At 49.2% G+C, this 12,260-nt stretch carries 10 protein-coding genes; 3 read left to right on the top strand and 7 right to left on the bottom strand.

Annotated elements, in window-relative coordinates; translation table 11 throughout:
- The first annotated feature begins 133 nt into the window (after nt 1-133).
- Nucleotides 134-2,926 (top strand): isoleucine--tRNA ligase, encoded by a 2,793-nt coding sequence (gene ileS, locus ACTHTY_RS06810; RefSeq protein ID WP_440366950.1) that lies wholly within the window; start codon nt 134-136, stop codon nt 2,924-2,926.
- Nucleotides 2,927-3,004: 78 nt separating this feature from the next.
- Nucleotides 3,005-3,700, top strand: a complete 696-nt coding sequence (locus ACTHTY_RS06805) for a hypothetical protein (RefSeq protein WP_440366948.1) — start codon at nt 3,005-3,007, stop codon at nt 3,698-3,700.
- 72 nt (nt 3,701-3,772) lie between these two features.
- On the opposite strand, the gene ACTHTY_RS06800 is transcribed toward ACTHTY_RS06805, so the two are convergent.
- From ACTHTY_RS06800 to ACTHTY_RS06790, 3 genes are all read right to left on the bottom strand, one after another.
- Entirely contained in the window at nt 3,773-4,180 is a 408-nt protein-coding gene (locus tag ACTHTY_RS06800) for an MliC family protein (protein ID WP_063068834.1), read from the bottom strand.
- 241 nt (nt 4,181-4,421) lie between these two features.
- Nucleotides 4,422-4,547 carry a type B 50S ribosomal protein L36 gene (gene ykgO, locus ACTHTY_RS06795; protein WP_003685279.1) on the bottom strand — a complete coding sequence of 42 codons (126 nt, stop codon included), beginning with the start codon at nt 4,545-4,547 and terminating at the stop codon, nt 4,422-4,424.
- On the bottom strand, nt 4,547-4,822 hold the full coding sequence (locus tag ACTHTY_RS06790) for a type B 50S ribosomal protein L31 (protein WP_128581140.1): 276 nt from the start codon (nt 4,820-4,822) through the stop codon (nt 4,547-4,549). Before ACTHTY_RS06790 ends, ykgO begins: the two co-directional genes overlap by 1 nt.
- Before the next feature lie 171 nt (nt 4,823-4,993).
- On the opposite strand from ACTHTY_RS06790, the gene ACTHTY_RS06785 reads away from it, so the two are divergent.
- The gene (locus ACTHTY_RS06785) at nt 4,994-6,490 is read left to right on the top strand and encodes a TrkH family potassium uptake protein (RefSeq protein WP_440366945.1); all 1,497 of its coding nucleotides are present in this window, start codon (nt 4,994-4,996) and stop codon (nt 6,488-6,490) included.
- Nucleotides 6,491-6,543: 53 nt separating this feature from the next.
- Here ACTHTY_RS06785 and galU read toward each other — a convergent pair whose 3' ends face one another.
- The 4 genes from galU to ampD all read right to left on the bottom strand — a co-directional run bounded on the left by galU (nt 6,544) and on the right by ampD (nt 12,155).
- On the bottom strand, nt 6,544-7,407 hold the full coding sequence (galU, locus tag ACTHTY_RS06780; protein ID WP_070608142.1) for a UTP--glucose-1-phosphate uridylyltransferase GalU: 864 nt from the start codon (nt 7,405-7,407) through the stop codon (nt 6,544-6,546).
- A 126-nt stretch (nt 7,408-7,533) separates the two neighbouring features.
- Nucleotides 7,534-10,002, bottom strand: a complete 2,469-nt coding sequence (gene ligA / locus ACTHTY_RS06775; RefSeq protein ID WP_440366943.1) for an NAD-dependent DNA ligase LigA — start codon at nt 10,000-10,002, stop codon at nt 7,534-7,536.
- 140 nt (nt 10,003-10,142) lie between these two features.
- Complete coding sequence (locus ACTHTY_RS06770; RefSeq protein ID WP_440366941.1) at nt 10,143-11,411, bottom strand: cell division protein ZipA C-terminal FtsZ-binding domain-containing protein; 1,269 nt, start codon at nt 11,409-11,411, stop codon at nt 10,143-10,145.
- 177 nt (nt 11,412-11,588) lie between these two features.
- Nucleotides 11,589-12,155, bottom strand: a complete 567-nt coding sequence (ampD, locus tag ACTHTY_RS06765) for a 1,6-anhydro-N-acetylmuramyl-L-alanine amidase AmpD (protein ID WP_440366939.1) — start codon at nt 12,153-12,155, stop codon at nt 11,589-11,591.
- Nucleotides 12,156-12,260: the final 105 nt, after the last annotated feature.

Here is a 12,260-nt window from a genome sequence, read left to right as displayed (position 1 = left end):
CTTCTAGAAGCTTATAAAATCAAGACAATTGGGCTACAATAAGTTCTTTGAATTTTTTCAGACGGCCTGTTCTTTTCAAAATGAGCAATCAGGCCGTCTGAAACCGAAATACCGCAACAATAGAGATCAAAAAATGACCGATTACAGTAAAACCGTAAACCTGCTCGAGAGCCCGTTTCCAATGCGCGGCAATCTTGCCAAGCGCGAGCCTGCATGGCTGAAAAGCTGGTACGAGCAAAAACGCTACCAAAAACTGCGCGAAATCGCCAAAGGCCGTCCGAAATTCATCCTGCACGACGGTCCTCCGTATGCCAACGGCGACATCCACATCGGTCATGCCGTCAATAAAATCCTCAAAGACATCATTATCCGCAGCAAAACCCAAGCCGGTTTTGACGCGCCTTATGTACCGGGTTGGGACTGCCACGGTTTGCCTATCGAAGTGATGGTAGAAAAACTGCACGGCAAAGACATGCCTAAAGCCCGTTTCCGCGAATTGTGCCGCGAATACGCTGCCGAACAGATTGCCCGCCAGAAAAAAGACTTTATCCGCCTGGGCGTGTTGGGTGACTGGGACAATCCTTACCTGACCATGGATTTCAAAACCGAAGCCGATACCGTGCGTATGCTCGGCGAAATCTACAAATCCGGCTATCTCTACCGCGGCGCGAAACCGGTTCAATTCTGCTTGGACTGCGGCTCTTCCTTGGCTGAAGCCGAAGTGGAATATAAAGACAAAGTATCGCCTGCGATTGACGTTGCCTATCCGTTTAAAGACACTGCCGCGCTTGCCGCCGCATTCGGTTTGGCAAGTATCGAAGGCAAAGCGTTTGCCGTTATTTGGACAACCACGCCTTGGACTTTGCCTGCGAGCCAAGCTGTTTCAGCTGGTGCAGACGTGATGTATCAACTGATTGATACGCCTAAAGGCAAATTGGTGTTGGCCAAGGATTTGTCAGAAGATGCGCTCAAACGCTACGGTTTTGCTTCAGACGACCTGAATGTATTGGCAGAAACAACCGGCGACAAGCTGGAAAACCTGCACATGAATCATCCGTTCCTCGAACGCGATATTCCCATGCTCAACGGCGACCATGTGACCACCGATGCCGGTACCGGCTTGGTGCATACTGCGCCTGCGCATGGTCTGGAAGACTACGCCGTCTGCAATAAATACGGCATCGAGCTTTACAACCCTGTTAACGCCGAAGGCAAATACATCAGCGAAACGCCGCGCGTTGCCGGCATGAGCGTTTGGGAAGCCAATCCCGTTATCCTGCAATGGTTGGAAGAAACCGGCAACCTCTTGGCAAGCAGCAAAATCGAACACAGCTACGCACACTGCTGGCGTCACAAAACGCCGTTGATTTACCGTGCGACCGGCCAATGGTTTGTCGGTATGGACAAAGCCGGTGCCGACGGTAAAACCTTACGCGACAAAGCCATCAAGGCCGTTGATGACACCGAATTCTTCCCATCATGGGGTCGTGCGCGTTTGGAAGCCATGATTGAAGGCCGTCCTGACTGGGTGGTTTCACGCCAACGTTACTGGGGCACGCCGATGACTTTCTTTGTTCATAAAGAGACCGGTGAATTGCATCCAAACTCTGCCGAATTGTTGGAAAAAGTTACCCAAAAAATCGAAGGGAAAGGTATCGAAGCATGGTTCTCTCTTGATAAGAGCGAACTCTTGAGCGCGGAAGATTGTGAAAATTACGACAAACTTTCCGATACCATGGACGTATGGTTCGACTCCGGCTCGACCCATTATTCCGTCTTGAAACAACGCGAAGAATTGGAATGGCCGGCTGACTTGTACCTCGAAGGCAGCGACCAACACCGCGGCTGGTTCCAATCTTCCATGCTGACCGGTTGCGCCTCATCAATGGGTCGCGCGCCATACAAACAGCTGCTGACCCACGGTTTTGTGGTTGACCAAAACGGCCGCAAAATGTCGAAATCCATCGGCAACGTCGTTGCACCGCAAGAAGTCTATAATGAGTTCGGCGCCGACATCCTGCGCCTGTGGGCGGCATCCACCGATTACAGCGGCGAATTGGCGATTTCCAAAGAAATCCTCAAACGCGTTACCGAAAGCTACCGCCGTATCCGCAACACCTTGAGCTTCCTGTTTGCCAATCTCAGCGACTTCAATCCTATTGAAGATGCCGTGCAACAGGCAGACATGGTGGAAATCGACCGCTATGCCTTAGTGTTGGCACGTCAGCTGCAAGAGCGTCTGGCGGGCGACTTCTATCCTCGCTACGCCTTCCACTTTGCTGTAAAAGACATTGTTTCTTTCTGCTCGGAAGACTTGGGCGCGTTCTACCTCGACATCCTGAAAGACCGCCTCTATACCACCAAAGCCGACAGCCATGCACGCCGCAGCGCGCAAACTGCCCTGTATCACATCACACGCAGCCTGGTTCTCTTGATTGCACCGATTTTGTGCTTCACCGGCGAAGAAGCGTGGGACATCATCGGCGGCGGCGAAGAAGACAGCGTCCTCTTCCACACATGGCACGAGTTCCCGCCCATCAACGAAAAAGCCGAAGCCGAACTGGTGAAAAAATGGACGGCAATCCGCGAAGCACGCGAAGCAGTAACTGCCGCCATCGAGCCTTTGCGTACAGACAAAACCGTTGGTTCTTCATTGCAAGCAGAAGCCGAAATTACGGCTCCGGAAGAAATTGCCGACTATCTGAACACTTTGGGCGAAGAATTACGTTTTGCTTTGCTGGTGTCTAAAGCCGAAGTGAAAGTCGGTGATGAATTTGCCGTTACTGCCAAAGCCAGCGACGGCGAAAAATGCGAACGCTGCTGGCACTATACTCACGATGTGGGCGCAGTTGCAGGCCATGAAACCATCTGTAAACGTTGTGCAGACAACGTTGACGGTAAAGGCGAAGACAGACATTACGCTTAATGGTTTACTCTAAGATAAAGGCCGTCTGAAAACTTTGGTAATAGGTTTTCAGACGGCCTTTGTTTGACAAGAATGGAGATGAAGATGAAAAAAAGGATACTGCTTTTCACTATAAGCTTATTGTCTGCCTGCAATAATCAGCAACAGCAACCGGTTGAACCGTTACAGGAAACAATCCGAGTGAACAATATTCCGATTAACGTGATTACCCCTCAAAACGGCGTACCGATTGATTTGGAAAAAAAAGAATTTCAAGAAGTAAAAAAATTTTTCGACCAGATTCAGCAAGTAGGGAAGGTTGCGAGGGCATATTATATTTATCCCGAACCATCATGCAATACAAGGGGAAGCGGACGCTACTCTACGAAAGTATGTTCCCCGGGCTTGGTTGAAAAAACATGTTTTTTAGTGAGTATGGAATTACTCAATCCTTCTTTAATAAAACTTCCAAACGAACAGCGGTTATCGGGAAGCCTCAAATATATCGAACATCAGAAAAGAGAACTTAAGAAAAATGCCATGCCTATCGTAACATTCGATATTTTGGATGAAGGGGTAAATTATATTGTCTATGCAAAGAAATTTAGAAAATATGCCCATTCCAAACCAGAAGTTACCGCCAAGCTGGCTTTAAACGGATTATTGTTTGAAGGCGTATGTACGAACAACTCTCCCACGGCAAAATTTACCTCTTGGGAAAGCACCGCAACAGTCGATTGGGTACGGGAACTGATAAAAATTAACCAACAAGCACCCAAGCCCGACCAGTTATAAAATTAAAGGCCGTCTAAAAACCTGAAATCCGGGTTTCAGACGGCCTTTAGCTATTCTATTTTTAAGTAGAAATTAGCGGGCAGAGCAAGAAGTTTCTACTTTGTTGCCGTATGGGTCAGTGAAGCCGAAGAATGCTTCGCTGCCTTTTTGATGCCATTCAGCGCCTTTGCCGAACAGACCTTGGTTGGCAACATAGCGTTCGCCTGAACCTGCAACGGCAGAAGACAGGGTAGCAACTTTGTCATCCAGACGCAGTTCAACTTGGTTGGTGCTCAGGTTGCGGACTTGTACAGACAGGCCGTTTTCGCAGTTGAATGATTGAACACGGCCATGGTTGTGCATGTCATGATGTTGGTGGCCATGTTCGTGTGCATGATTGTGCTCATGACGTTGACCATGGTCATGGCGATGGGCTTCAGGTGCGGCACAGGCAGCGAGGCTCATGGCGGCGGCAATTGCAAGCAGGGCTTTTACTTTCATTTTTGACTCCTATGGTCAGTGTTGAAGGAAGAATGTAGCGGCATGTTATAAATATCTTTATGGCTTCACAATAGGGATAACCATTATTTACTTTTTCTTCCTGTTTTTGGGAGTATGGCAGGATTCGTTGTAGTTTTGATATGAATGATTAATGCCGTTTGAAAAAAAGCCGCACTTGCGCTAGAGGTAAACGAAAGTGCGGAAAATTCAGAGAGTTACATTGAAATATGGGTTGGGCCGCTTAACGTTGGCGTGCTTTAAAGCGGGGGTTGCTCTTGCAAATGACGTACACTTTGCCTTTTCGGCGGACAATTTGGCAGTCGCGGTGTCGTTTTTTTGCAGTTTTTAGGGATGAGAGAACTTGCATCATTTATCCTTTCTGAAGGAAGACATCATGGATTGGTAACGTTGGTTGAACTTGCTGGCGCGGCCTTCGATATTGACATTGCGTTGTTTGCCTGTGTACACGGGGTGGGACGCGGAAGAAGTATCAAGCGAAAAGAGGGGATACTCTATGCCGTCTTTCCAAACCATGGTTTTGCCGTGGGTATTGGCGCATGAACGGATGAGCCATCCTTGGTCTGCGCCGCTGTCGTAAAACAGGACGGTACGATAGTTGTCCGGGTGGATATTAGGTTTCATTTCTTTCTCCAGTAAATGTTATGGTATAACATTATACTCCTAGAAAAAGAGCAGGCAAGTGTTTTTTGTTTTTCTTTATCACGGGATTGTGGCATTTTGATAAAATATGCGGTTTCAGGCGGCCTTTTTTATGAGGCCGTCTGAAACATATTGTTTTCTGATGATAGGAATATGATGTATCTGCATAAGGGTTTCAGATTGGGCGGTGCGGTAAGCAAGGTGATGCCGATTGTCCATGTATTGTCCAAGCTGGGGCTGTTGTTTTCATTACTGTTGGCCGTGCCGACACTGATGTCGTATTTTTATCACGACAGCGCGTTTCTCGTGTTTGCCTATACGGCTTTGACCGTATTGCTGGTGTCGTGTGTAACTTGGGTGCTGACGCTGCGTTTCAACCGTGAATTGCGGCCGCGTGACGGATTTACCCTGGTATTGATGCTGTGGCTGGCCTTTGCCATTGTGGCGGCTATGCCGATTTATTTCTATATGCCGTCCATGAGTTTCACCGATGCGTTTTTTGAAGCGATGTCGGGGCTGACGACAACGGGGGCAACAGTGATTTCCGGCTTGGATACGCTGGATCCGTCGGTGAATTTTTGGCGGCACATGCTCAACTGGCTTGGCGGTATGGGTATTATCGTGCTGGCTGTGGCAATTTTGCCAATGTTGGGCGTGGGGGGAACGCAGCTCTTCAAAGCGGAAATTCCGGGTATGGATAAAGAAAGTAAGATGGCGCCCCGCATTTCGCAAGTGGCCAAACGGCTATGGTTTGCCTATGCGCTGACAACTGCTGCGGCTTTTGTATCCTTACATATTGCCGGTATGGGTTGGTTTGATGCCTTGTGCCATGCGATGTCGGCAGTGGCCTTGGGCGGTTTTTCAACACATGATGATAGCGTTGCCTATTTTGATTCTGTGGCAGTCGAATGGACGTTGATGTTTTTTACTGTCTGGGGCGGTATCAATTTTGCCAGCCACTTTACTGCGCTGGGCAACCGCTCTTGGCGGGTGTATTGGAAGGATGAAGAATGCCGCACCATGCTGCTGGTTTTGTCGGGCAGTATTTTGATTTCGGCATTGTATCTGTGGCAGCAGGACGTGTACCAAAGCCTTGGTGAAGCTTTGCGTTTTGTCAGCTTCAACTTTGTGTCCATCGGATTGGCCAGCGGTTTCTCCAATGCCGACTTTGCACAATGGCCGCTGATTGCGTCGTTGTGGATGTTTTTTCTCTCGAACGTATTGGCAAGTTCAGGCTCTATGGGGGGCGGTATTAAAAACGTGCGTGCGTTGGTGTTGTTTAAATTCAGCTTGCGCGAAATGTTGATTTTGCTGCATCCGCGTGCGGTTCGTACGGTAAAGGTCAACAATCGCTCCATTCCGGATCGTATGGCGCTGACCGTTATGTCGTTCATTTTTATTTACTTTATGACGGTCATCGTATTCAGCTTTTTACTGATGGCCGCAGGCTTGGACTTTTTATCCGCCTTTACGGCAGTCATTGCCTGTATTACCAATGCAGGGCCGGGTTTAGGTGCAGTTGGTCCGTCGCATAATTACGCTGCGCTGAGCGATGTACAGAAGTGGCTGTGTACGGCGGTGATGTTATTGGGACGTTTGGAGATTTTTACCGTTTTAATTTTGTTTACTCCGGCATATTGGAAGAAATAAGTGTAGAAAAAGGCCGTCTGAAATTTCAGACGGCCTTGTTATAATGGCTGTGCTTAAGCGTATTGTTTGATCAATTCTTTGAATTGTTCGCCAGTTTCAGGGTGTTTCAAACCATAAGCCACGGTTGCTTCAAGGTAACCCAATTTGCTGCCGCAGTCGTAGCGTTTGCCATCAAACGCATGAGCCAACACAAACTCATGGTCGAGCAGGCGCGCAATACCGTCTGTCAGTTGGATTTCGTTACCGGCGCCGCGGGGCAGGTTGGTCAACAAGTCAAAAATACGCGGAGTCAGGATGTAGCGGCCGACAACTGCGAGGTTTGAAGGTGCTTCTTCCGGTTTTGGTTTTTCAACAATATTGACTACACGTTGATAGCTTTTCAGTTTTTCAACTTCAACGATACCGTAAGAGCCTGTTTGGGAAGGATCGATGGTTTCAACGCCTAAAACGCTGTTGCCGCTTTGGTTGTACACATCAACCATCTGTTTCAACGCACCTTTAGGCGCATCAATCAAATCGTCTGCCAAAATAACGGCAAAAGGCTCGTTACCAACGGCAGCCTGCGCGCACAATACGGCATGACCCAAACCCAATGCTTCAGTTTGACGGATGTACATGCAGGTAATGTTGGAAGGCAGGATATCGCGAACGTGCGCCAACAGTTTGTCTTTTTGACGCAATTCCAATTCGGTTTCCAACTCGTATGCTTTGTCGAAGTGGTCTTCGATGCTGCGTTTGTTACGGCCGGTGATGAACACCATTTCAGTACAGCCGGCTTCAACCGCTTCTTCAACTGCATATTGAATCAGAGGTTTGTCCACGATAGGCAGCATTTCTTTGGGGCTGGCTTTGGTTGCAGGCAAGAAACGAGTGCCCATACCGGCAACGGGAAAGACGCATTTTTTAATGGGTTTCATATTATTATCCTATTTTAACTGTGGGTTTATACCCAAAAAGTGTAAAGATGTAGTCGTATGTAACAATAATACCACATGATAAAGTATCAGGTGGTTTGAAAAGGAGAATTGGTCATGGATACTGTCTTATCCCAGCAACGACAGTAATTCTTCTTCGGTTAATACGGCCACGCCCAAAGCTTGGGCTTTTTCCAATTTACTGCCTGCAGCTTCTCCGGCGACAACGTAGTCGGTTTTTTTGGATACGCTGCCGGAAACTTTACCGCCTGCAGCCTCAATCATGGCTTGGGCTTGGTCGCGTTTGAGTGTGGGTAAAGTCCCTGTTAATACAAAGGTTTTACCTGCTATGGCCTCATTAATACCGTCTGAAATAGTTTCATCTTGAAGCTTAGACAGCGTTTGAGCAAAGAAAGTTTTCATATTTTCAAGCAGGGCTGCATTTTGCGGTTTGCTGCGCCATGTCTGCCAATCGGCAGGCAACGCTTTGTCAGTTTGCAAACCTTCTATGCTTTGTCCGGCAAGCTCCCACAAGGCCAGTGCTTTGGTTTCGCTGATTTTAAAATCGGGCAGACGGGCAATCCAGCGTTGTGGTTCGGCATGGCGTAACGGCGGGATAGTGACAGCCTGGCTTTGCGGGGCAACACCTACAGCCAGTAGCTCGTCGATCATCGCCTGTTGTGCTTCTTGGGCAAAAAAGTGAGCGATGGAGCGGGCAACCACCGTGCCGATATCGGGCAGGCAGGCGAGGATGGGTTCGGGTGCATGGCGGACATGTTCGAGCGTACCGAATGCCTGTGCCAGTGTTTTGGCGGTGCGTTCGCCGACGTGACGGATGCCGATGGCAAAAAGGAAGCGCGCAAGTTCGGGCGTTTTGCTGGCTTCTATGCCTGCAAGGATGTTTTCCGCCCATTTGGTCGGCTGTTTTTTAATGTTTTTGGCAAGCAGGGTATTGCCGGTCTCGCTTTCAAAGTCTTCAATCTCACTGTTTGATGGTTCTTCCTCATTAGCTGACGCTTTATCCGCTGTTTCCTTCATTTTTTGTAGGGTTGGAATATCGAGGCGGTAGAGGTCGGCGAAATGACGAACCAAATCTTGTGCTACCAGTTGCTCGATTTGTTTTTGTCCAAGTCCGTCAATGTCCATGGCTTTGCGTGAGGCAAAGTGGATTAAACCTTGCACGCGTTGTGCTTGGCAAAGCATACCACCGCTGCATCGGGCAACCGCTTCGCCTTCTTCACGTTCGATTTCGCTGCGGCAGATAGGGCAATGGGTGGGCAGGCGGTAGGGTTTGTGAAGCGGTTCGGATCGGGTTTCAGAAGGTGTTTCGGCAAACAAATCGTCTTGCAGGCCGTCTGAAACGGAAATATTGGTCTCCTGCATTGGACGGCGTTCAAAAATTACGCGCACTACCTCTGGAATCACGTCTCCGGCGCGGCGTACGACAACTGTGTCGCCAACGCGCACGTCTTTTCGAGATACTTCGTCCTGATTGTGCAGGGTGGCATTGGTGACGGTAACGCCGCCGACGAATACAGGTTGCAGGCGGGCGACGGGGGTTACTGCGCCGGTGCGCCCGATTTGTACATCAATGGCTTCGACAATGGTCAATGCTTCTTCGGCAGGAAATTTGTGGGCAATGGCCCAGCGCGGCGCGCGTGAGATGAAACCCAGTTTTTCTTGTTGTGCCAGACTGTTGACTTTGACCACCATACCATCGATTTCGTAAGGCAAAGTAGGGCGTTTTTGCTGCATTTGTTCGTAAAACGCCAATACTTCTTCGATATTTGGGAAGCAGCCGAAATTACCATCAGGCAGGCTGAAGCCAAGCTCTTTACAGTAGCCCAGCTCTTGCAGGTGTTCTTCTGCGATAAAACCGCCTTGTTGTCGGGCGATAGAATAGGGGAAGAAATGCAGTTTGCGTTGTGCGGTAATGCGCGAATCGAGTTGGCGCAGACTGCCGGCGGCGGCATTACGCGGATTGGCGAAAGGTTTTTGTCCGTATTCAGCCTGTCGTTTGTTTAAGGCGGCAAAATCGGCTTTAAGCATCAGTACTTCGCCGCGGATTTCGATAAGCTCGGGAATGTTTTCTCCATGCAGGCGCAGGGGGATGTTGGATACGGTTTTGACGTTTTGGGTAACGTCTTCACCTGTTGTGCCGTCGCCACGGGTTGCCGCTTGAGTCAATACACCGTCGCGGTACAGCAGGCTGATGGCCAGACCGTCAAATTTAGGTTCGATAACGTATTCCGGTTTTTCTCCGTTTAATCCGCCACGAACGCGTTCATCAAAAGCATACATTTCGGCATGGTTGAACACGCCGTTTTCGTCTTGTGGAGAAAAGGCGTTGGTCAGCGACAGCATCGGTACTTCGTGGCGCACTTCGGCAAAGCCTGCCAAAGGCTCGCCACCGACGCGCTGTGTCGGGCTGTCGGGCAGTTTCAACTCAGGGTGATTCAGCTCCAATGCTTCAAGCTCGCGGAACAATTTGTCGTATTCGGCATCGGGTACGCTGGGCGCGTCTAGGGTGTAGTATTCGTAGGCGTAGCGGTTGAGGAGGTCGGTCAGGTATTTGATACGTTGTTCAGTCGGATTCATTGTGTAATCGGAATAGAGTTTTCAGACGGCCTGATGATAGAGAGGCCGTCTGAAAATTGATGAATATTGAAGATGAAGGGATTTTACCTGAAAAAAGCGGATATGCCGTCATTGCATATCCGCTTTTTGATTGGGGAAGTTTAAGAGAACAGGCGCAGGGCTTGTTTGCTGCCGGGTTTGATGCCGACTTTAAGCATTTCTTCCTGACGGGCCAAAACGTAGTTGCGTACGTCTTTGAGCCATTGGGTGGAAACTTCTTCCATTTGGTCGTTAACCAAATCCAAGCTGAGTTGGCCGGAGAGTTTGACTGCCAAGTCCATAAATTTGTCGAAAGTTTTTTCGCCGGCCGGAACATGCGGAATATCCAAAAGCATACTGAAACCGCGGTAGGCTTGGTTATCCAACAGAGGATTGGTAAACGGTTTGTTGTCCAAAGTATGGATGGAGAACAATTGGGGGTTGTTGTTGTCACCGAAGTGGAACGCGCCGTCTTCGCCCAATTTGAAACCGGTCTCTTCCACGGCGGCACGCAATTCTACGCCGCTGATGTTGGAATGGGAAACCAAGTGAATGGCGATGGTTTGGTCAACACGCGCACAGAATTGGTCGAGAGCTTGTGCGACTTCGGTGAACGCATCCAAGTCGGTATGCAAAACTTTGCCGTCCATCAGTTGGGCAAAGGCATCAACCTGTTGATCGAAGTGTTGCAGCTCTTCACGCGCGGCCAAACCGTTGCGGCTGACAGCTTGCAAGCCCATGACGAAGCCTTGGTAGTAAACACCCGGAATCGGCTCGGCAACGCGGAAATGGTCGTCCATGGTGCAACCGATGATTTGGAAGCGGTGTGTACTGGAAAGGCGCGGCAGGGCGTGCAATTCTTGGGCTTGTTTCAGGGAGATGTAGGCCATGTAGTCGAAGCGCGGGTCAAACCAAGGCAACTCGACTTGAGACAATTCATCCAAGCTGATCAATGGTACTTGTGCCACAGGCTCGGCTGTGGTTTCAACCGGAGCAGAAGCGGCTTCGGCTGGGCTTACGGTAATTTCGTTGTTCAAACCGATAACGGTGTGTTGGACTTTTTCTTCTGCGGAAAAGTCGTCTTCCACAGTCAGCTCAACATCGGTTTTAAGTTGGGCAGGGTGAGCCAGTTTGGCTTTTGCCGCGTAGATTTCATCTTGCTCTTGCAGGTTGCGCAATGCCTCTTCGTTTTTTTTGTTTTTCTTGATAAACAAACCTTGTCCGCCAGTTTCTTTGCTGTCGCGGACGTGTTTGGTTTTGCTGGTCAAAAGTGCATCCTTATCGGAATGGCCGAATTGTTCGCGCACTTGTTTGCGGTATTGGTTTTCCTGGTACATGTTGTAACCGATGACCGCCAAAAGGGCGGCGAGGGCTAAGACGATGAAAATCATGGAGTAATCACTTTTTAAAAAGGCAGCATTCCGTCTTTTTCAGGGTGCGGAATCTTGCTGCGTAGGAAGTTCGTTGGAGCCGGACTTTATGCGTCCGAATGAATAGCTGAATTATAACGAAAATAAACGGTTGTGACAGCATTATGTCTGCCAATCATTGTTCAGGCCATCTGAAAGTTATCCGCGCCGGATAGGGAAACCTGCTTTTTGAAGGCGAGGCCAATCGAAGAAATGCCCGGGATCGGTTTTCCTGTCCGGCGCGATGTCCTGATGACCGGTAACGGCCTGAATCGGGTAATGTTCGGAAATAGCGGTCAGCAAGGCTTGCAGGCTGGTGTATTGTGCTTCGGTAAAAGGCTCGAAATCGCAGCCTTCCAATTCGATACCGATGGAGAAGGCATTGCATTTTTCTCTGCCTTGAAACGACGATACGCCGGCATGATAGGCCATGTCGTCGCAGGAAACGAATTGGACGGTTTCGCCCTTACGGCTGATGAAAAAATGGCTGGAGACGCGCAAGGTGTGAATGATGCTGAAAAAAGGGTGCTCGTCAGGGTTGATTTGGTTGGTAAACAATTTTTCCACTGCCCCTGTGTTGTACTCAAAAGGAGGGAGGGAAATATTGTGGAGGACAACCAATGAGACGTTTTCATCCGGTTCGCGCGGGCTGAAATTGGGCGAATGAGTTTGGCGTGCATTCAGCCAACGGCCGTTTTGCCAAGTGTTTTTTGAAGAGGAATTCATGGTTTCAGACGGCCTTTCGGGGTAGGAAAACATACGTTTGGGAAGGTGGCAGGCTTAGTGCGCTTGTTTTCGGTTATACTGTCGCCCGACAAGTTCACAAACCAA

Source organism: Neisseria sp. P0019.S002 (genome assembly GCF_051957155.1).
Taxonomy (GTDB): Bacteria; Pseudomonadota; Gammaproteobacteria; order Burkholderiales; family Neisseriaceae; genus Neisseria; species Neisseria perflava.
This window is presented reverse-complemented; position numbering and strand designations above follow the sequence as displayed.